The sequence below is a fragment of the Lysinibacillus zambalensis genome, from assembly GCF_040183165.1.
GTDB lineage: Bacteria > Bacillota > Bacilli > Bacillales_A > Planococcaceae > Lysinibacillus > Lysinibacillus zambalensis.
Map to the genome: position 1 here is coordinate 17,998 of NZ_JBEGDG010000031.1, position 20,121 is coordinate 38,118.

Here is a 20,121-nt window from a genome sequence, read left to right on the forward strand (position 1 = left end):
ATTCACGCCCTTTGAATTTCTTCTGCTAATAATTCTTGTGCGTCGTGCATTAAATTTTTAATGTCCTGCTCTGTTAAAGGTTCAATCAGCCTTGCACCGCCAGCATGTTGGTATAGTTCCTTTAAAATATCCTTCCATTCTGAAATATTCCATTCCTCCATTAAATTCATCACGGATTCAGTCGCAGCAGTATGCTCATACAATATGGACGCTTGGTGTAACACGAGCTTTTGTACCCAGCACATCGGTTCAATTCCATCCTCGGCTTCTCGAATAGTTTCTAGCCATGCGTCAACTGTAGCATGTTCAAATAAAGATTGTGATTGTTCATCTATATTTTTCAAATGAAGTTCAACAACAGACGCCCCAAACTCCCCGCGATTAAGCATCAGGGCTTCTTCACATTTTTTAAGTAGCTCATTTGCATGAAACACATTCGTACAATCCACTTCTACCGTGTTATAAACAACAGCAGATGTCGGTACAAATTCCAAATCTGTAGAGGTTTGTGACAAAGTTACGTCATAGAAACCCTTTATCCCTTGCTCTTTCCGATGTCGGCTTTGAATATTGCCTGGATAAACAATCGGTGGATTTTGATGTAAAAATTGTCGTTTATGAATGTGCCCTAAAGCCCAGTAATGATAGTTCTTTTCAAGAAGTTGATCTTTTGTGAAAGGGGCGTAAACAGCATGTGAAGTATCGCCAGCCTCACTACCGTGAAGCATACCAATATGAATAACATGCTGGTCCTGTGCAACAGGATAACTATCGATCATTGATTTCGTTATATGACGGTCACTATAGCTGAAGCCATAAATATTGACTTGTTGACCACGTATGTTTAATTGCACAACACTAGTTTCAGCTGGTAACTCATAAACATTACTCGGTAAAGCAAAACGCGTCCAAGCACCATTTAAGTGATCATGATTCCCATAACTTAAAATGACAGGGATATTATGCTGAAAGAGTTTTTCCATAGCCTCTTGAAATCGTCTTTGTGCCTGTAAGCTTCGATTTTCACCATCATATATATCACCGACAATCAGTAAGAAATCAGGTTTCTCCTGAATAGCTTTCTGAATAATTTTATCAAAAGCTTCGAAAGTACTTGTTCGAATCTTTTTGAAATTTTGCTCGGGTAAACCAAATAAGCCCTTAAATGGACTATCTAAATGTAAATCCGCCATATGGAAAAAACGAATTGCTGACATCCAACCACCTCAAGTATTAAATAATCTATACCTTAACTTCATTCTTTTTCACTCGCAACGCAGTAAATTATTGAGTACATCGGAATCGCCGATTTTATAATTTATCAATTTTTACATATCTCATTTTTATAATGAGACATTCGTGAATCACGCCGAAACCGAATATTTGTTCTATATTATCATACTTCACACTAGATGAGAAATGTATTCAACAAATATTCATTATTAGTACTGCCTTAAACTTTCCACAACTTTCATAATTTATTGAAATATCCGCTAGTTTTACCGTGAAGTTTATAAATCTTCTATGTATAATAGATATATATTTAAGTAAAGGGTGGGATTTGTATGGAGAATTATCGCTTTACGGCTTTTGAAAAAACTGGGGAAACATTATTTGATGAAACTTGGACTTTCGAAAACGATGAGGCTGCAAAAATCGGTGGTTTACAGCAGATCGAAGAAAAAGGTGTTACTAACAAAACTCATCGTCTTGTTAACTCTTCGGGTAAATTAATCTTGTTTCATGTCTAAAAATGGCTAGTAAAAGGCACGTAGTACACTTTACTACGCGCCTTTTAGGCCAACATGTTGCCACTCAGTCGTGTATTGTTGTTGCTGTCGCTTTCGCACAGTCAAATCGCCACAGGACGTGATGTTTTTAGACTGAGTTCCTCTATTTTAAAGGGCGTTTTGACACCCTTTGAAAGAAGTTAAATCTATTTTCCTACAAAAGCCGGTGCTCTTTTTTCTACAAATGCATGAATTCCCTCTAAATGATCCGTCGTTTTACGCATCGCTTCTTGCCCCGCTGCTTCCATAGATAAAATACTCTCTAATTGCGGTAAATTTTGAGCATGTAGAATTTTTTTAGTCGTAATCATCGATGCAATTGGAGAAGCAAGCATTTTTCCTACTAGTTGGTCAGTAATTGCAAAAACAGTCCCATCTGGTGCAACGTAGTCAATTAACCCTTCATCATGTGCTTCAGATGCAGTTAGCACCTTTCCTTCCCAAATCATTTGTTTAGCTTTGACAGTACCTACACGTTCCTTCATAAAGAAATGGCCGCCACCATCAGGGATGAGCCCTATGCCTATGAAGTTCATAGCGAGCTTACTATTTTCACATGCCACCACTATGTCTGCCCCTAGAGCTAGACTAAAGCCTAATCCAGCTGACGCTCCATGAACCGCTGCAATGACGATCATCGGTAGCTGGTAATATGCTTTGACAATTCGTGTTAAATAAATCATTGCCTCATTAATATTAAGTGGCTTATCCGGATCTAGCATCGCTTTAATATCGCCACCTGCTGAAAAGACTTTTCCTTCTCCGCGAATAACGAGAATTTGTATTTCTTGTTCTTGCTGTAGTGCCTCAAAGCATTCTGCTAGTTCGCGCATCATCACAACGTCCATAGCATTCATGGCATGTGGACGATTTAATGTTAATGTTGCACGGCGTTCTAATTTCTCTAATGTAATCGTTGAAAATTCCATCCCAACACCCCCAAATGTGAATAGTCATTCACTATGTACTATTCGTGCTTTTTTAGAAAACTCCTTCTATCCTACGCAAAATTGCACTTGATATGCTATATTTAATGACGAATATTGATTTAAAGGTGGTTAATAATTGTGACACAGAAAGACTATCGTGTATTACTTTATTATAAATATATAGCTATTGAAGACCCAGTGGCATTCGCAGAGGAACATTTAGCACTTTGTAAAGATATCGGGCTTCTTGGTCGTATTTTAGTTGGCTTTGAAGGCATTAACGGAACCGTTTCAGGTACAGTCGAGCAAACTGATGCTTACATGAATCATATGAAGGCAGATCCACGTTTTAGCGACATTATGTGGAAAATTGATGAAGTTGAAGGACATACCTTTAAAAAAATGCATGTGCGCCCTCGTCGAGAAATTGTGCACTTTGGTTTAGAAGATGATATTAATCCTTTAGAAATAACAGGAGATTATTTATCACCAAAGGAATTTATGGAACGTATGCAGGAAGATAATACAGTAGTTATTGATGCACGCAATGATTATGAATACGACCTCGGACATTTCCGTGACGCTATTCGTCCAGATATTGAAAACTTCCGCGACCTACCAGCTTGGATGGAGGCCCATAAAGAAGATTTTGAAGGCAAGAAAGTTTTAACTTACTGCACAGGTGGTATCCGCTGCGAAAAATTCTCTGGCTGGTTAAAACGTGAAGGCTATGGAGAAAGTGTTGGCCAATTACATGGTGGTATTGCCACATATGCTAAAGACCCTGAAGTAAAAGGTCAACTATGGGATGGACAAATGTTCGTCTTTGATCGTCGTCGCAGTGTACCTATTAATCAAGTTGAGCATGTGATTGTCGGTAAGGATTTCTTTACTGGAGAACTGACAGAACGTTATACAAACTGTGCAAATCCTGAATGCCATAAATTAATGCTTTGCGAGGAAAAGCATGAGGCCTTTTATATGCGTAGCTGTTCAGACGAATGCCGCCGCGCAGAACGTAACTTCTTCGTTGAAGAGAATGGTTGGACAAAAGAGCAGATTGAGGAACAAATAGCTGAAATCGCTCAAGTTCAAAATTCGTCTTTATAAGAAAAAAGAGCATCATCCATTTTGTGGTGATGCTCTTTTTTGAGGATTTCTTCATTTCTGCAAAGGACTATATTTCCTCGCCATACCCAAGCGATTTTCCACACTTAAATTTCCTTCATTCTCCTTTTGCTAAGTAACGCCCTACCTGACGACCACTAAATAAACAACCTCCAACAAACGTCCCCTCTAATGCACGGTACCCATGTACACCGCCACCACCAAAACCACTAACTTCTCCAGCTGCAAATAAACCTGGTACAGGCTGACCCTCCGCACCTAACACAGCACCATTTAAATTCGTCTGTAAGCCCCCTAATGTTTTACGCGTTAAAATATTTAAACGAACCGCAATAAGTGGCCAATTGGTAGGATCTAATATTTTATGGGGCTTCGCAACGCGCACAAATTTATCACCTACATAGTTTCTTGCACCATGAATAGCATTAACCTGTAAGTCCTTTGAAAATTTATTGTCCATTTCACGATCCCTTGCTAAAATTTGCTCTTTTATTTTAATAAAATCGAGAAGGTCATTACCAGCCAATTTGTTCATTCCATCAACTAATTCCTTTAAATCATTAGCAATAACAAAATCTTCACCATAATTTTTAAATGCTTGAATGGGAGCAGGTGGTCCTGGCAAAACACGTTTCAGAACATCAGTAATACTTTTATTTGTTAAATCAGGATTTTGCTCAGAGCCCGATAAGGCAAATTCTTTTTCAATAATTTTTTCCGTTAAAATAAACCATGAGTAATCATAGCCAGTTTTTTGAATGGCTTCTAATGTGCTTAACGTATCAAAACCAGGGAAATTAGGTGCTCTAAATCGATTGCCCTCTGCATCAAACCATAATGATGAAGGGCCCGGCAAAATTCGAATACCGTGATTGGGCCAAATTGGGTCCCAATTTTTCAAGCCTTCCGTATAATGCCACATGCGGTCTCGATTAACGATACGTCCACCAGCATGCTCCGTAATTTCTAACATTCTTCCATCTACATAGGCAGGTACACCACAAACCATATTTTTTGGTGGTGTTCCAAGTCGTGCTGGCCAACTTTTTCTAACTAAATCAAAATTTGCACCTACTCCACCGCTGGCCACAATAACCGCCCCAGCTTCATAAGAAAATTCACCTATACCCAATCTAGAGCTTTTTTCACCACGATTTGCATAGCTTTGCGCCAAAACTGTTCCACTAATCCCCGTTATCCTTCCATCTTGTTGCATAAATTCGTCTACACGATGTCTTGGTTTAAAATCTATAAAACCATTCTTTATGGCCTTTTTCACTTTTTCAACAAAAGGCTTTACAATACCTGGTCCGGTTCCCCAAACGATATGGAATCTAGGTACTGAATTACCGTGGCCACCTGCTAAGGATCCCCCTCGTTCCGCCCAACCGACGACTGGAAAAAACTTAATCCCCATAGACTTTAACCAGCTATATTTTTCACCAGCTGCAAAATCTACATAAGCTCTAGCCCATTTGTATGCCCACGAATCTTCATCCTCCAAGCGATCGAAGCCAGCCGTTCCTTGCCAATCCTGCCACGCAAGCTCTTTACTATCCTTGATACCAAGCCTTCTTTGCTCGGGCGAATTCACTAAAAAAATACCCCCAAAGGACCAAAATGCCTGTCCCCCCATTGAATTTTCAGGTTCTTGATCTACTAATAGAATTTTTTTCTTTGCATCTGCTAACTCACAGGCAGCTACTAACCCTGCCAGTCCTGCACCGACAATTGCTACATCATACATCATTCTGCACCCCCTAAAAATCAATCTTCCTTTACTTACATTCTTCTCTAATTGACGTTTTACCTTCTACACATCGTAATTTTGACAAAAATGTGACAAGAAAAAAATGTTCGCTTTCCTCCACTAAACAAAGAAAGTTTCTGCCGTATAATTTTCAACCTCAAATATTTGTTAAACGCCCATGTGATCTGACTTGACATATATCGGTAGCGCTTTCATTGTCCTTTCCTAAAACACGAACAATATTAATAATTAAATAACCTAATGTTCGTTTTTAGTTGTTTAACCGACGTACTTAGTCGTTAAATTTAATCTTTTTCAGAAATATTGTTGACAAAGGTGAACAATAAGGATTATGATGATAACAATTAAATCACACGGAAATATAACGACGGAGACACGCTAGTCGCAAGAAAATCCAAAGAGAGCTGATGGTTGGTGTAAATCAGTGATTTCTACGATAATAGTTCCACTCCCGAATAGATAAGCCGAACATCTCCAAAGTAAGCTTATCCGTCACATGCACGTTACGCATATAGCTAAGACTGCTAGAAATTTTTAAGCAGTGATTAAGGGTGGTACCGCGAACCAATGTTTATTATGCCTTTCGCCCCTTACAACACAATATCTGTGTTTGTAAGGCGCGGAGGGCTTTTTTTATCTTCATTTTGTAACACTTACAAAATGAAGATAAAGCCTCTGGTGGATGTCATGGATTTTGAAAGGAATAAATATAAGGATGTTAGCCTAAAACCTTCGCATCCTGCGAAAACGGCTAACTGACCTGCATCCTGCAGGCCTAAGCACAATTCAAAATCCAGACGCATTGTTTATCTGCGCGAAAGCAAAGCGTCAGCGGCAATTACGCCAAGGCGAAATTGATATTATTCTCATATCTACAAAGGAGATTTGTACGCTGTAAAATGTACTATCTCTACAAAATTCAGACTGTTTCGTCTATAAAGAACACTAACATTTTTTAATTAAAAGGAGCTAATTACAAATGACTACATTACAAATGACTACTGCAACAAAGGCAATTAACGTATTTATCGCTGATCCACTAAGTGAAGATGGTATTTTCCCACTACGCCAAGAACAAGATCTAGACTTAAATATCATCGTTGATACTGGTCTTGCACCAGAAGAATTAATTGCAAAAATTGCAGATGTAGATGTTTTACTAGTACGTTCTCAAACAACGGTAACACGCGAAGTAATTGAAGCGGCTAAAAACTTAAAACTTATCGGACGTGCTGGAGTAGGTGTAGACAACATCGATCTAACCGCTGCAACTGAACATGGGATTATCGTTGTAAATGCACCAGACGGTAACACTAACTCTGCTGCTGAGCACACTATTGCCATGATGACTTCACTTGCTCGTCACATCCCACAAGCATTCAATACTCTTAAAAATGGTAAATGGGATCGTAAATCTTATGTTGGGGTTGAGCTTAAAAATAAAACTTTAGGTGTTGTAGGCTTCGGTCGTATCGGTGTGGAAGTAGCTTATCGTGCAAAAGGTCAACGTATGAACGTTATGGCATATGATCCATTTTTAACTGATGAACGCGCTAAAGAGTTAGGCGTAACAAAATCAACAGTTGAAGAAATTTGTGCAGCAGCAGATTTCATTACAGTACACACACCTCTTCTTCCTGAAACACGTAACCTTATTAACAAAGAGAAATTCGCTATGATGAAAGATGGCGTGCGTATCATTAACTGTGCACGTGGCGGTATTATCAACGAGGATGATTTATATGATGCAATCGTAGCAGGTAAAGTAGCAGGTGCTGCTCTTGACGTATTCGTAACTGAGCCTGCAACAGATCACAAGCTACTTACTTTACCACAAGTAATCGCAACACCTCACTTAGGTGCATCTACAATCGAGGCACAAGAGTCTGTAGCTGTTGACGTATCAAACGACATCATTAAATTTTATAAAACAGGTACTGTAACTAACCCAGTGAACATGCCATCTATTCCGAAAGAGTTGCTTGCACAAGTTGAGCCATTCTTTGAATTAGCTGAAAAACTTGGTTCATTCTTATCTCAACTTACAACTGAGCCTGTGAAAGAAATCAACTTATCTTATGCTGGTGAAGTAGCAAATTATGATGTTCGTCCATTAACGTCAAACGCGTTAAAAGGCTTATTAGCTAAAAACCATGGTAATCATGTTAATGACGTAAATGCTCGTTACCTATCTGAACGTATCGGCATGAAAATAAATGAGCATAAAACAACAACTGCTAAAGGCTTCACTAGCTTAATTACGATTGAAATTAAAACAGTTAACGAAACACACACAGTTGCTGGTACATTATTAAATGGTTTAGGTGCACGTATTGTTAAAGTAGAAGACTACGTTGTTGACGTTATTCCACAAGGTCACCTTCTTTACATTAAAAACACAGACAAACCAGGTGCAATCGGCCGCGTAGCAACAAAGCTAGCAGAAAAAGATGTGAACATCGCAACAATGCAAGTTGGTCGTGCACAAGTTGGTGGAACAGCTGTTATGATGCTAACAGTCGATAATGCTGTATCAGAAGAAGATCTTACATTCGTTGCACAGCTTGAAAATATTGATGAAGTAAAAGCGATTAACCTATAATTTTGTTTTTAAGCAGGGAGTATTTGTACTCCCTGCTTTTTTATTGATCATTTCCCCCTGTGCATTTTTAGCGAAAGTTTCGATAAAGCTTGAATTTTTTTCGATATTTCGCTAAAAAGTTTCGATAAAACATCAATTTGTTTCGATATTTCATCAAACTGTTTCGATAAATTTCAAGAAACAAAAAAATGCACTGATCCATTGATGAATCAGTACATTTTTTGCTTATAGATTATTTACTAGTTCTAATAATGCAGTTAAAGAATCAACTTCATATGTTGGAGTGACAACGCCATTTGGTGCATTGTTCTCACGATTGATCCAAACATTGCGCATACCAACACGAGATGAGCCTAAAATATCCGTGTTTAAGTTATCTCCAACCATAATCGCATCGTCTGCTGTAATACTTGCTTTTTCTATTACATATTCGAAAATTGAGGCATCTGGTTTCCCTTTCCCAAAGTCCCCAGAAATAATGATATGGTCAAAATACGGCGCGATCTCTGGTGTTATTTCCAGTTTTAAATTTTGTAAACTTGGTGCTCCATTTGTCAGTAATACGAGTTGATACTTTCCTTTCAGCTTATCTAGCACATCAAAAGTATCTTCATATAAGAATGGAGACACTTTACGCTCTGCCACAAAGCGCTCTCCTAGCTCCGCCCCCAGTTGTGCATCATCAATACCAAGAGCCACTAAGCCTTTTGTCCATGCTTCTGTACGATAGCCTGGTACGATTTTTTTCATTTCTTGAAAAGAATCTGTTGGATCATCGAATGTTCCCCAAAGTCCTTCGAATGGGTTAATGCCGATTAACACCGTATAATCATATGTTTCATAGCCTTCGTAAAGTGCACGTGCTTCTTTACGCACAGCTTCCTCAAGCTCAGCCGGATTCACATTATGTATTGTTGCAGCGTACTCACACGTTTTTTCAAATGCTGTTTTGACGGATTTTTTATCCCATAATAGCGTATCATCTAAATCAAAAATAATTGTGTTAATTGACATTGTGTCAGCTCCTAGCTTCCTATTAGTATAATTATTTTAGCATATATTCAAAATATTTAGCATAGCGTTTTAAGGTTTTTTCATCGTCAAAACGTAAGGTTGATTTCCGTTCCGGCCGGGCGCTTTGTTGTTGCTGCCGCTTCGCTTTCGCACAGATAAAACATTTGCTGCCGCTTTGCTTTCGCTACAGAAATCACGAAGGCGTTAACACAGGATGTGGTGCTATTAGCCTCTGCTCCTCTATCGCTGATCCCTAAGGAGTCACCCAGCCGTAACGAAGATCAACTTATTTAAATTGCTCGTTTCAACAAAACTTATATCCATTTTGTATATAATACTCAACTATTTTCTTTGTTTTCATGCGAATAAAATAATAAGGCTCTTGCATTGCCTGCTGAACACTAATAGTCTCATCTACTAATGATTCAACTACAGTAAAAGATTCAAGTAATGCGGGTTTATCATTTTCATCTATCGCCCCCGACAATAAGACAGCATGTACATTCGATAATGTTGCAGTCTTCGCCACCCCTAATGGCGCTTTCCCATGTAATGTTTGGCGATCTGATTTTCCTTCACCTGTCATTACAAACTCGGCACCTTCTAAATGCTTTTTTAACTGTACTGCATTCATCACAATCTCAATACCTGCATGAAAACTGCCGTTTAAAAAGGCGATTAACGCGCCTCCCATTCCACCTGCAGCGCCTGCCCCTTTGTAGTCGTGTAATCGAATACCAACATGCTTTTCAACTATGTCCGCAAACTGCTTTAAGCAGCTATCAAAATAAGCAATTTGATGTTCTTTAACACCCTTTTGAGGCCCAAAAATAGCTGTTGCCCCTCGCTCTCCAATCAGTGGATTATCAACATCACAGGCAATAATAAATTTCGCTTCAGCTAATCGGGGGTCTAACTGACTGATATCAATTGAAGCTAAATCTAATAGTGCCGATATTCCATCCGCAATTAAAGTGCCATCTTCTTTTTTCAGTTGCAATCCAAGTGCCTTTAACATGCCCATACCAGCATCATTTGTCGCACTACCGCCGATTCCGACAATAAATTTTCTAAACCCTTTATCAAGAGCAGCTTTGATTAGCTGCCCCGTCCCATACGTTGATGCAAGCTCGGGATTTTTTTCTTCATCCTGCAACAGCATAATTCCAGATGCCTGAGCCATTTCAATAACACATGTTTCATTATCACCAAGCACACCATATCTCGCTTTAATTTCTCTTCCCAATGGATCAAGCACACGGTGCGAAAAATATTGACCATCTGTTGAAGTAACAAGTGCTTCTAGTGTACCTTCTCCACCGTCTGCAACTGGTAAAATGACTGTTTCAATCGATGGATCAACATCCAATATTCCTGCCTGCATGGCACTAGCTACCTCGATGGCCGACAAAGTCCCCTTATAGGAATCTGGACTAATAACAACTTTCATGTTATACCTCCGCTCATTTTAGTTAGACGCTTATCACCATTATAATTCAGACTAAAAACATTCCTGAGCTTTTATCGGAATAAAAAAAGGCAACCTGAAAAACATCAGATTGCCATCTTGTTTATGCCTTATATAATTCATCTAAAAACTCAATTTTTTTACCGATTGCCTCTTCAAACGTCATGATGTAGGCAGCAGGATCTTTTGGGTTATGGAACTGCGTAATCTTTCCCGTCTCAGGATGAACAAATTTAGAGGAGGCTCCACAGCCAATCCCTAGAATAGTCTGTACTTCTTCCATGATGACAATATTATAGATACTTTCTTCGCCCGCTTTACTGTAGCCGACATTTTCTAAATTACCTAAAATATTTTTTTGACGATATAAATAGTACGGTACATATTCATTTTCCTTCGTCCATACTTGCGCCATATGCATCATTTCTGCAACAGTATCACGATCTGCTACCCTGTACTTATCCTTATTACGTGTCATTTCTGATGCACGTTTAAATGATAATGTGTGTACTGTTAGCGATTCTGGCTGCATTTTTGCAGATTCATCTAATGAATTTTGGAACTCTTCAATCCCTTCATTGGGCAAACCAATAATTAAATCCATATTAATATTATTCATGCCTGATTCACGCGCTAACCAGAACTTATCAATTGTTTCTTGTACCGTATGATGGCGACCAATTGCTTTAAGAGTCTCATCTGTGTACGATTGTGGATTAACACTTATTCGGTCAATGCCCCATTTTTTTAACACTTCTAGTTTTTCAGGCGTAATCGTATCAGGTCTGCCCGCTTCAACAGTTACTTCACGGATTGTTTCAGGATTTGGGAAGGAGTCATACATCGTCTGATACAATGCATCCATTTCATCCGCTTCGATAGATGTCGGTGTACCACCACCCCAATAAATAGATGTGATTTTCATATTATTGTCCTTCAGCCATTTACCCATTTCACGTAATTCAATATGCAATCCATCTAAAAATGTTGCCACTCGCCCTTGCTTACGATTGCTGCCAATTGCATACGCTGGGAAAGTACAATAGGCACATTTAGTCGGGCAAAAAGGAATGCCAATATAAATACTTATTTCTTTACCGATTTCATCTATATCAGGAATTGTCACTAACTGACGTTCAACTATTTCTTTTAGTAGCGATACCTTTTCTTCTGACAGACGGAAATCACGAATTAGGATATCAGCAATTTCTTCATCGCTTTTTCCAGCCTTTCGAAATTTATGGTACAACTTAGTCGGACGTACGCCTGTTAAAATCCCCCACTGTTGTTGCATGCCCGTATGTTGCTCTAGCACATCTAAAAATACGTGTGACAAAGCACGCTTCATACGAATATTTAGCTCACGTCCTTCAGCCCCCGATTCGTATTGAATGCGGTAATCATTCGTATAACGCTTACCATCTACCTCAAGCACAGCTTTTGTAGCAATGGAAAAATCATCACCAATGTTATATTCGAATGACACTGTCATATCTGTTCCTTCAGCTTCTACTTTTAACTTGGAATCCTCAAAAAATAAATTCGCAATATGATTTAATACGCGAATCCAATCCTCAGGATATTTTTGATCTATGTGAATAATTTTCATTGTCTTCGCTCTTTTCTCTCAAAAATTACAGCACCAATAGTTTAACAAACTTTTATCACGTTAAGCAAAGTTGCAATTAATAACAGAACATTCCGTTTATTAATACAAAAAATCCATTTTGAAAAATTTATCAAAATGGATTCTTATCTTTTATCTTTCAATAGCCGCGTTTGTTTTGAAACGTTCTTCTTTTAGTTTAAGAATTCTTCTTAATTCCATGCTTACTTTCTCCAAGCTTTCCATATCAGGAATAAAATAAGATACTTTGTCGATATACTGATCTTCGCCTTTTATTTCTATCGTTTTCGTAGATATGTTTTTAGCATTCAAATATTGCTTTTGAAGTGCGTAAATCTCTTTAGGGTTTAAATCTGTTTCTACGTTTTCTCCTAAAATATCTGCAATTTGACCAATTTTAAATATTGTATTCGTAGATTTCGCTTGATCAATTGTTGCAGTCAAAAATTGTCTTTGTCTTTCTTCACGAGAGTATGAAGCATTTATAGGTCTGTATCTCATTCTTACAAATGCAAGTGCCTCTTCCCCGTTTAAATGCGACTCTCCTTTATGAAAGTCTATCCGTTTTTTATCGTAAATATTATCTTCCCAAAAATCCTCTTTTACATCTACTGTTACTCCACCTAAAGCATTGACAATATCTCTAAAGCCATCAAAGTTTACCGCAATAAAGTTATCTATCGGTATATTCAGGAATTTTTCAACTGTCTCTAATTGAAGCTTAATTGCCCCATAGCCTGTAATCGATCCATAATTATACGCAGCATTGATTTTATGTACACCTGTATATTCCCCTGCATTTTCTATGTTAACTCTTGCATCCCGAGGCACTGTAATTAAGCTAATTTCAGATGTATCCGGGTCCAAAGTAATGACCATTTGAGTATCTGCTCGACCATTCTCCGCTTCACTAGAGTAATCTTCAACACCTAATAAAAAAATGGAGATAGGATCTTTTTTAAATGAAACATCCTCTTCCCTTAGCTCTGATTTATTTCCATCTCTTTTTAAATCGACCTTTGAACTATCATAGGCATTTTTAAATTTAACAAACGCATAAGCTCCATAACTAGTTACGGTTAATAGTAAAATTACGATTACTATTAAAGTTATTTTTATTATTTTATTTTTAGGTTTCGCTTTTTTAGACCTTCTTAATTTTCTTTCCACACAAAATCCTCTCTTCTGTTAAAGTCACCCTCTTCATTGATTAAGACGATAAATGCTCTCACAAGTTTCCTACAATGATTATGTTTGGGAATATAATCAAATTTTTATTTAAAATGGATCATCACCAAAACGTGTGGTTGATTTCCGTTACGCTGGGCGCTTTCCTTGGGGCGTCCGATGAGCCACTTCGCTTCGCTCCAAGGTCTCGGGCCAACAGATGTTTTTTGCGCGAAAGCGTAGTGCTAACGTAGCGACAGCAGAGGGTTTTGATTGTGCGAAAGCGCAGCGACAGCAACAGCACGATGTTGGTCACGAAGGCGTTATCACAGGATGTGATGCTTTTAGCCTTCGTTCCTCTATCGCTGATCCCCAAGGAGTCGCCCAGACTCCACTCCAATCAACTTATATACATGGCATATGTTTTAACAAATGTCATCCATAACTTTTGGTGATGAGCCTTTAAAATAACAACTAAGAGAGTGAATTCAGCATTTTAAGGCGCAAAAAACCCATACAAAGGTGGCACCTTAATATGGGTCTCTAAATTATTTTAAATATTCCTCTACAAATTCAACTGGTACATATGTTTTATATGCTTCTAGAAAAGCAGGTGCTGCATTAAGTGGGCGTAATGCTTTGTTATAACCAAACATTTTTTCTCCACGAGTAATTGTGTAAGATAGATTACCTTTTGATACAATTGCGCCTTTACTTGTTGACTCTACTTTATAGCCAAGCTTTTCGGCAATCAAACGCAACGGAACCATCTTTGTTCCATCGACTTCATAGTAATCTTTCGCGATAATTTGTGCTATTTCCGCTTCTACAGTATTTTCTGTTGGATTTTCAGACTCGTCATCAAGAACAATTACTTTCGAAGGTGTTGTCTGAGCTGGGATACTTTTTGTTGAAGCTGTATAGAAAACTACTAAATTCTTCTCTATTAAGTCTTTAGCTGCAACTTTCTCTCCCTTTGAATTGATAAGCTCTGTGTTTTCACCAATGGTTAACTGCAACATATCATAAGTATTCGTTAAGTTTTCAAAGAAGTAATCAACTTCAGCAAATCCTGCTTCCTCAGTTTCAACAATGACAACATCAGGATTGAATTGTGGTGGATAAATTAATTTTTGTGGCTTGTTCGCAAATGTATAAGCTACTATTTTATCCCCTTTTTTAAGTTCTACTTTTTTACCTGTATTATCGAAAACAAGTGTATCCTTTGAGATTTCTAAAATGTTTGTTTGGTCACCATCTTGTACTGTGAAGTATGTAATATTTTCACTTGAATTCACTTTTTCAACCGTTCCATAGGTATTGTTGAATATGTGTACAGGATCAATTTGGATTTGTGGTACTTGTTGTTGTGCGTCTGCCTGATTTTCATTTGCTGAGGCGACTGGTATTACTACACTTCCAAATAATAATGCTGTCATTGCTACCGGTGCAATTTTTTTCATGTTCATAAAATCTCTCCTTATTATTAGGTTCATAGTAGTAGTCGTTTTAGTATGGTAAAAGTTTCATTAAAAATGGAGAATTTATGATAATAACCGTTTTTTTAGTCAATATCTATTATAATTAGCAATAAAGAATGGAATAATTGGCCTATCGCCAAAGCGTAGTGTTGATTTCTGTTCCCTTTTAACAAATTTCGTCCCCAACTTTTGGTGATGAAACAACTAATTTTATGGAAGTAAGGAGATACTATGTTGAAAAAACGGATAATTCCACTATTGTTTCTAAGTTGTTTGTTATTTGCTTGTGAGGATCAACCATCAAAAGAACCTGATGTTTCTAACGAGTTAACAAAGAATGACAAATTACCTTACACGACAGAAGAGTGGAAGCAACAGGCTTTAGATAGTACATGGTACAAAAATTTAACGATCCCAAGTGAAGAAGTTTTTGTAGAAATGATTGACTTTGAAGGGGATGAAGTACCAGAACTCTTTATTAGTTATAACGGTACTAAATACGGTTATATAATCGGTCATTATAATAAGAACAGTGAAGCTTGGGAACAACGGAATTCTCAACAATATGAAACGACAATTCATGGAGATTTCCGTTTTAAAGGTATCTTCAAGGACGAAGACAAAAAAGATATTGCATTAATAACCCATTTTGAAGCTGGTGCTTCAGGCAATTTAGAAGTTCTTCATTTACTTAAAGTAGCAGACGTTGGTAGTAACATTATTAGCGGTCAATCCTATAGGCTCTATGAGGGTAGTGAGTTAAAAGTAGATACCTCTAAAAATACTTTTACTATTCAAACAGGAGATTCTTCAGAGCGTTTTACACTTCGTGACCATGCTATAACTAGTGAAAATAGTACAACAAACTTATATTCTGGGTTGCCACTCATTCATAATTCAAAACTGCTAAAATTATTAAATCATGATTTCTTTAAAACTGATATTATTTTTGGTGATACATATCCGATCGCTAAGGGGAAAGCCGGCTTGCCGAAAGGGGAGGATTATTACGAGGGGGGTCTTTGTTCTTTTTATGATAATTACTTTTTCTGTCTAGCTGAGGATGAGATACCTGTTAGTCATTATTATCTTTCAAATTTCAAAAATGTTACAAAAGAATCGTTAGAGGAAGTCATAGGCCAAGCTATTCAAATTTCTTCCTATGAGAGGTATGGAGATCCTGATGATATCGTATATTATGCAAATTTTGAATTTGATAATGTTTATTTCCAAGCTGAATTTAATCATGATCAAAATAACGCTGAGCTAACTAATCTTGCATTGGGGATTAATGCTTTAGATTATTAAAAAACCACCTTGTCACTGAACTGCGCCCAATTGTTAGACACACCATCTAACAATTGAGTTTGCATTTCAAAATACTGGTGGTTCTCTTTTGGAGTTTCTAATATTTACTCCTTTACAATTTCCTTTAATCCTGTAATATCGATACCGTTTAACGCTTGAGTTGCAAGGCGGTCGGCTTCAGAATTTTCTTTACGTGCTATCAGCTTGTACTCTGGCTGAATACTAAGCTCCTCTAGCTTTGCATCGATTTTATCTGCCCAGCTAGATAAATTCTTTTCTAGCGCTGGCCATTCCCCACTCAATTGATTGATCACTACTTGGGAATCACCAGTGAAACAAACAGGCAAATGGTGAACGTTCAATAGCTCAAGTTCAACTAACCCTAAATAAAGCGCTGCATATTCTGCTTCATTGTTAGATTTAAGCTCGGACGAAAAAGAATTTTGTCTTAATCGATATGGCTTGCCATTTTGTTCATAATAAATCACACAGCCCAGCCCCGATTGATATGTTGCACGATCAAAACCACCATCAAAATAAACTGTAATATTGTGTGGCTCAGTGTCAATTTCCTTTAAATATGCCTTGAGTTCTTTTAAAGACCAACTTGTATCCTGTCGATCGATACAATGCAGCGATTTTACTCTCCCTGTTCGCTCCATGTCCTCTGCAAGTAGTAATGCTTGAGCTGCTGGCATTTCTTCTGAACGCAAAACAGTTTCCGCACCCTTTTTCGCTTTATAAGTCCATTCAATGATGACATGCATAGTATAACCTCCAATGATAGTGAGCCATAAATTGAAAACGTGCTCCGACTTGCGGAAACACGTTTTCTTCTTACTTGTTATATGTGCAACTAATAGTATTTTTATGCCTACGCTTTTTCAGAACTCTTAACTTGGCTGTTAAAATTCTTCATACAATGTTTGAATAGGTTTTATTAAAATTCTGTTTACCTCTTCGATGATCTTACTTAAATTCATTTCTGCCTGAAGCATTGCGGTAATTTTTGTATTTTGCTGTGCAAGCTGTGCAGCTTTCTGTGCATAAACAAGTTCATCTTCAAGAATATCTTCACCATTTAATTGCTTTTTCTGTAGGTCAATTTGAACTTTACGGAAATTTTTGAATAGATTTAATGCCTCTTCATCTTCCTTAACAACTTTCACTGCTGCTTCCAAAGCTTCAAATTCAGGTGTTTTACGAAAAGCTACCTCTAACGAATTAATTTCATTGTAAATATTAATCATCAACATAATTCTCCTTTTTAAATAAAGTAAACAATTAATCCTTGCACAATCCCAATCAATCCACCAAGAACTGCACCAAGTACTGTAATCATTTTAAACTCACGCTTTGAAATACCTAGTACAAGCTCCTCTAATTTCTCCACAGGGAAAGAATCAACCTGCTCACGTACTACTTCTTGTAAATTTAAGCGCTTTAATACATCTTCTAATTTGTCTTCAGCTTTTACAAAAGCTTTTTCAATAACTTGGGGAATTACTGTTTCCTTCATCCACGAATTCCCTTCTGGCCAGTAATACGAAATAGGATAATTCAAGCGTTCTTCAATTGCTAATTGTTCTTTTACGTAAGTTTGTAATTTCGATAATATAGCTTCAAAGCGAATATCTTGTAAGAAATCCATTGCTGGGCGATCTTTTAATTTCTCCAATTCCTGCGTAAAAATTTTCGTTAGTAATGTTGAAGTTCCTGGCGCCTGTAAAAATTTCACAAGCTCACGCTGAACCTTTGCCACTAGCGATGAAGAATCACCTAAAAACATATTAATCATTCCACCAAGTGATCCTTTTGACGATAAGAAATCATCAATCATCGCCTTAATTGTCAGTTCGCCCTCGGGTGATAAAAAATAATCCTCACCCTTTTCTAAAATATGATCAACCGCTACTGGTATCTTTGCATCAATCGTTTGTTGAATGTCTGCTGATAAGAGTGTACGAATTGATTTCGTAGATAGTGTATTCTTAACTGATTCAAATTGTCCCTCAACAATTGCTTCTACCTTCTGTTCAATTGTTGCTGGCATATTGGAAAATCCAGCTAATGATAGCCAATCCTGAATTGTTTTATCATTTGTAAAAATCGTTTCTTCTACTTTTGTTTGTACAAACTGTTCTACCTTTCCCTGAATATCCTTTGAGAAAAATTTCTTTCTAAAAGTTTCAGGTGTTAATAAATAATTTACAACTGTTAGCCCAAGTTGCTTCGCTAATTCGTCACGTCGTTTTGGAATAAGGCCTGGAGTAAAAGGTACTCGCCAATTTTTAATATATATAGCGTTGTGAGGTCGAAAAAGCATTTTGATGGCTAAGTGATTCGTTACACCACCAATTGCAGCTCCAATGACTGCCATAAATATTAATGTCACTAGAAAATTATCCATTAGTATCCTCTCATTTCAATTGTATTCACTATTGGCGTTTTTTGTCGCCTGCTGCACTCATTATAGCAGAGCAATGATTTTCTACGAAAGAAATACCCCCTGTTAAAGTATGATGATTCACTATTTTTATCCTTCTTCATTAATTTGCAGATACTGATTTCCGCTAGGAGCTTCAATCAGTTAAAAAATGGACGTACATAGGAGCAAACTATTAACAAACAAATCCTTTTATCAGCTCATTACGATAAGAAAGACATTTGGAGTTGCAAAATTACCACTATCCTTGAATAATATTAACTACATATATAAGAAATGGGGTTTGGTTATGATTCAGCATTTTAGCTTTAAGCCTTTATTTGAAAATTCTCAGCTTCCAGGTTGGTCCATTTCGTTCTTTTATCAACGCGAACGTTATTCAGCGGAGTACTTAAAAGATGGCGTTATACAATGGAATGGCTCTATCCCTCCTAACGAAGAGGAAGTAAAAAAAATGATTCATGAGCTCATGTTGTACCATGTTTACGACTAATAAAAGTAATACTTTTCAACACCCACACTGTATAAATATACCTATTTTTCACTATTTCTAGCACTGCTATTATCTTATAATTGTTTAAATATGTTGAAATTCCCTTATCCTTCTTATACATTTATGTTATCATGTATTAAAGGGATTTTATGCAGGAGGCTATTTCTATGAGTAAAGTCACTCTTTCTGATGACATAAACAGTTATAATTCAAAACCATTAATTCGTGCAAAAGTAAAAGAAGTTTTTTCCGAATTTTCAGCTAAAATTTTCGAGCTAGCGAATGAGGCTGAAGTTATTGATAGTAAAAAATTCGAAGCTCTGACTGGCTTTAAAAGTGATTTCTACACGGAATACTGTAGTCAATTAAAAGGATTTTTCAATTCTTCTGCTAGTACTTTCGGAAAAAGACCTGTAAAAAATATGTTTTTAACATATAAGGGCAATAATTATATTTTGACAAAACAAGGTATAGCAGAAAAAGCACCTGTTACAATTTCACTTTACCTAGGCGAAATACCAGCAAAAGAAACGCTACACGATGTGGAAAAAGCGTGCTTAAATTACGCTTTCAACAATAATTAAATAATGAAGAAGGAGCCATCACATACGAAAATGGCTCCTTTTTTTGTTGAAAACTATTTTGACATTTAGGTGTCAGAGTATTGCTCTCCGGCAAAGCAAGGGGTGGATTTCCGTTCCGACTGGACGCTTTCCTGGGGGCGTCCGATGAGCGCTTTTGGTGTTGCTGTCGCTTCGATTTCGCACAGTTAAAACATTTGCTGCCGCTACGTTACCACTACGCTTTCGCACAGAAAACACCCGCTACGCTGCAGGGTCTCGGGCCAGCACGATGCTGGTCACAAAGGCGTTATCACAGGACGTGATGGTTTTAGCC

18 protein-coding genes and 1 other annotated feature are annotated in these 20,121 nt (G+C 37.4%); of the genes, 7 read left to right on the top strand and 11 right to left on the bottom strand.

From position 1 onward, the window contains the following. Nucleotides 1-2: 2 nt before the first annotated feature. Complete coding sequence (locus ABNX05_RS23810) at nucleotides 3-1,217, bottom strand: metallophosphoesterase family protein (RefSeq protein ID WP_349661962.1); 1,215 nt, start codon at nucleotides 1,215-1,217, stop codon at nucleotides 3-5. Nucleotides 1,218-1,565: 348 nt separating this feature from the next. Here ABNX05_RS23810 and ABNX05_RS23815 point away from each other — a divergent pair, with 348 nt between their 5' ends. After that, on the top strand, nucleotides 1,566-1,751 hold the full coding sequence (locus ABNX05_RS23815) for a YhzD family protein (protein ID WP_349661963.1): 186 nt from the start codon (nucleotides 1,566-1,568) through the stop codon (nucleotides 1,749-1,751). 185 nt (nucleotides 1,752-1,936) lie between these two features. Here the strand turns inward: ABNX05_RS23815 and ABNX05_RS23820 are convergent, their stop codons facing one another. Beyond that, nucleotides 1,937-2,719: an enoyl-CoA hydratase gene (locus ABNX05_RS23820; RefSeq protein WP_349661964.1), complete on the bottom strand. Its 783-nt coding sequence runs from the start codon at nucleotides 2,717-2,719 to the stop codon at nucleotides 1,937-1,939. A gap of 138 nt (nucleotides 2,720-2,857) precedes the next feature. Between ABNX05_RS23820 and trhO the strand changes: the two genes are divergently transcribed. Next, nucleotides 2,858-3,829 carry an oxygen-dependent tRNA uridine(34) hydroxylase TrhO gene (gene trhO / locus ABNX05_RS23825; protein ID WP_349661965.1) on the top strand — a complete coding sequence of 324 codons (972 nt, stop codon included), beginning with the start codon at nucleotides 2,858-2,860 and terminating at the stop codon, nucleotides 3,827-3,829. 115 nt (nucleotides 3,830-3,944) lie between these two features. Here the strand turns inward: trhO and ABNX05_RS23830 are convergent, their stop codons facing one another. Further along, nucleotides 3,945-5,597, bottom strand: coding sequence for an FAD-binding dehydrogenase (locus tag ABNX05_RS23830; protein WP_349661966.1), 1,653 nt, complete (start codon nucleotides 5,595-5,597; stop codon nucleotides 3,945-3,947). A gap of 376 nt (nucleotides 5,598-5,973) precedes the next feature. After that, nucleotides 5,974-6,212: a binding site (T-box leader), on the top strand. A 400-nt stretch (nucleotides 6,213-6,612) separates the two neighbouring features. Between ABNX05_RS23830 and serA the strand changes: the two genes are divergently transcribed. Then, nucleotides 6,613-8,220, top strand: coding sequence for a phosphoglycerate dehydrogenase (gene serA / locus ABNX05_RS23835; RefSeq protein WP_349661979.1), 1,608 nt, complete (start codon nucleotides 6,613-6,615; stop codon nucleotides 8,218-8,220). Nucleotides 8,221-8,445: 225 nt separating this feature from the next. Here serA and ABNX05_RS23840 read toward each other — a convergent pair whose 3' ends face one another. The 4 genes from ABNX05_RS23840 to ABNX05_RS23855 all read right to left on the bottom strand — a co-directional run bounded on the left by ABNX05_RS23840 (nucleotide 8,446) and on the right by ABNX05_RS23855 (nucleotide 13,499). Further along, complete coding sequence (locus ABNX05_RS23840) at nucleotides 8,446-9,234, bottom strand: HAD family hydrolase (protein WP_349661967.1); 789 nt, start codon at nucleotides 9,232-9,234, stop codon at nucleotides 8,446-8,448. A gap of 304 nt (nucleotides 9,235-9,538) precedes the next feature. Next, nucleotides 9,539-10,684, bottom strand: a complete 1,146-nt coding sequence (locus ABNX05_RS23845) for a glycerate kinase (protein ID WP_349661968.1) — start codon at nucleotides 10,682-10,684, stop codon at nucleotides 9,539-9,541. A 121-nt stretch (nucleotides 10,685-10,805) separates the two neighbouring features. Next, a complete protein-coding gene (locus tag ABNX05_RS23850) occupies nucleotides 10,806-12,311 on the bottom strand; it encodes a coproporphyrinogen III oxidase (protein WP_349661969.1) in 1,506 nt (501 codons plus the stop codon). 150 nt (nucleotides 12,312-12,461) lie between these two features. Beyond that, complete coding sequence (locus ABNX05_RS23855) at nucleotides 12,462-13,499, bottom strand: LCP family protein (RefSeq protein WP_349661970.1); 1,038 nt, start codon at nucleotides 13,497-13,499, stop codon at nucleotides 12,462-12,464. 217 nt (nucleotides 13,500-13,716) lie between these two features. Between ABNX05_RS23855 and ABNX05_RS23860 the strand changes: the two genes are divergently transcribed. Beyond that, nucleotides 13,717-13,941, top strand: a complete 225-nt coding sequence (locus tag ABNX05_RS23860) for a hypothetical protein (protein ID WP_349661971.1) — start codon at nucleotides 13,717-13,719, stop codon at nucleotides 13,939-13,941. A gap of 103 nt (nucleotides 13,942-14,044) precedes the next feature. On the opposite strand, the gene ABNX05_RS23865 is transcribed toward ABNX05_RS23860, so the two are convergent. After that, on the bottom strand, nucleotides 14,045-14,965 hold the full coding sequence (locus tag ABNX05_RS23865) for a stalk domain-containing protein (protein ID WP_349661972.1): 921 nt from the start codon (nucleotides 14,963-14,965) through the stop codon (nucleotides 14,045-14,047). A gap of 243 nt (nucleotides 14,966-15,208) precedes the next feature. Here ABNX05_RS23865 and ABNX05_RS23870 point away from each other — a divergent pair, with 243 nt between their 5' ends. After that, nucleotides 15,209-16,285 (top strand): hypothetical protein, encoded by a 1,077-nt coding sequence (locus tag ABNX05_RS23870; protein WP_349661973.1) that lies wholly within the window; start codon nucleotides 15,209-15,211, stop codon nucleotides 16,283-16,285. Nucleotides 16,286-16,389: 104 nt separating this feature from the next. Here the strand turns inward: ABNX05_RS23870 and ABNX05_RS23875 are convergent, their stop codons facing one another. The 3 genes from ABNX05_RS23875 to ABNX05_RS23885 form a co-directional block, all read right to left on the bottom strand. Then, nucleotides 16,390-17,052, bottom strand: coding sequence for a ribonuclease H family protein (locus tag ABNX05_RS23875; RefSeq protein ID WP_349661974.1), 663 nt, complete (start codon nucleotides 17,050-17,052; stop codon nucleotides 16,390-16,392). Nucleotides 17,053-17,190: 138 nt separating this feature from the next. Beyond that, nucleotides 17,191-17,535, bottom strand: a complete 345-nt coding sequence (locus ABNX05_RS23880; protein ID WP_349661975.1) for a YlbF family regulator — start codon at nucleotides 17,533-17,535, stop codon at nucleotides 17,191-17,193. Nucleotides 17,536-17,552: 17 nt separating this feature from the next. After that, entirely contained in the window at nucleotides 17,553-18,695 is a 1,143-nt protein-coding gene (locus ABNX05_RS23885; protein WP_349661976.1) for a DUF445 domain-containing protein, read from the bottom strand. 325 nt (nucleotides 18,696-19,020) lie between these two features. Between ABNX05_RS23885 and ABNX05_RS23890 the strand changes: the two genes are divergently transcribed. Both ABNX05_RS23890 and ABNX05_RS23895 read left to right on the top strand, forming a co-directional pair. Beyond that, entirely contained in the window at nucleotides 19,021-19,224 is a 204-nt protein-coding gene (locus tag ABNX05_RS23890; protein WP_349661977.1) for a YheE family protein, read from the top strand. Nucleotides 19,225-19,391: 167 nt separating this feature from the next. Beyond that, nucleotides 19,392-19,808 carry a hypothetical protein gene (locus ABNX05_RS23895; RefSeq protein WP_349661978.1) on the top strand — a complete coding sequence of 139 codons (417 nt, stop codon included), beginning with the start codon at nucleotides 19,392-19,394 and terminating at the stop codon, nucleotides 19,806-19,808. The last annotated feature ends 313 nt before the right edge of the window (nucleotides 19,809-20,121 follow it).

Bases quoted from the DNA above. Each gene is read 5' to 3' on its own strand.
- ABNX05_RS23895 (WP_349661978.1), top strand. From the start codon at position 19,392: ATGAGTAAAGTCACTCTTTCTGATGACATAAACAGTTATAATTCAAAA.
- ABNX05_RS23830 (WP_349661966.1), bottom strand. From the start codon at position 5,597: ATGATGTATGATGTAGCAATTGTCGGTGCAGGACTGGCAGGGTTAGTA.
- ABNX05_RS23880 (WP_349661975.1), bottom strand. From the start codon at position 17,535: ATGATTAATATTTACAATGAAATTAATTCGTTAGAGGTAGCTTTTCGT.
- ABNX05_RS23870 (WP_349661973.1), top strand. From the start codon at position 15,209: ATGTTGAAAAAACGGATAATTCCACTATTGTTTCTAAGTTGTTTGTTA.
- ABNX05_RS23860 (WP_349661971.1), top strand. From the start codon at position 13,717: ATGTTTTTTGCGCGAAAGCGTAGTGCTAACGTAGCGACAGCAGAGGGT.
- ABNX05_RS23875 (WP_349661974.1), bottom strand. From the start codon at position 17,052: ATGCATGTCATCATTGAATGGACTTATAAAGCGAAAAAGGGTGCGGAA.
- ABNX05_RS23840 (WP_349661967.1), bottom strand. From the start codon at position 9,234: ATGTCAATTAACACAATTATTTTTGATTTAGATGATACGCTATTATGG.
- ABNX05_RS23845 (WP_349661968.1), bottom strand. From the start codon at position 10,684: ATGAAAGTTGTTATTAGTCCAGATTCCTATAAGGGGACTTTGTCGGCC.
- ABNX05_RS23820 (WP_349661964.1), bottom strand. From the start codon at position 2,719: ATGGAATTTTCAACGATTACATTAGAGAAATTAGAACGCCGTGCAACA.
- ABNX05_RS23810 (WP_349661962.1), bottom strand. From the start codon at position 1,217: ATGTCAGCAATTCGTTTTTTCCATATGGCGGATTTACATTTAGATAGT.
- ABNX05_RS23815 (WP_349661963.1), top strand. From the start codon at position 1,566: ATGGAGAATTATCGCTTTACGGCTTTTGAAAAAACTGGGGAAACATTA.
- ABNX05_RS23890 (WP_349661977.1), top strand. From the start codon at position 19,021: ATGATTCAGCATTTTAGCTTTAAGCCTTTATTTGAAAATTCTCAGCTT.
- ABNX05_RS23850 (WP_349661969.1), bottom strand. From the start codon at position 12,311: ATGAAAATTATTCACATAGATCAAAAATATCCTGAGGATTGGATTCGC.
- ABNX05_RS23865 (WP_349661972.1), bottom strand. From the start codon at position 14,965: ATGAACATGAAAAAAATTGCACCGGTAGCAATGACAGCATTATTATTT.
- ABNX05_RS23885 (WP_349661976.1), bottom strand. From the start codon at position 18,695: ATGGATAATTTTCTAGTGACATTAATATTTATGGCAGTCATTGGAGCT.
- serA (WP_349661979.1), top strand. From the start codon at position 6,613: ATGACTACTGCAACAAAGGCAATTAACGTATTTATCGCTGATCCACTA.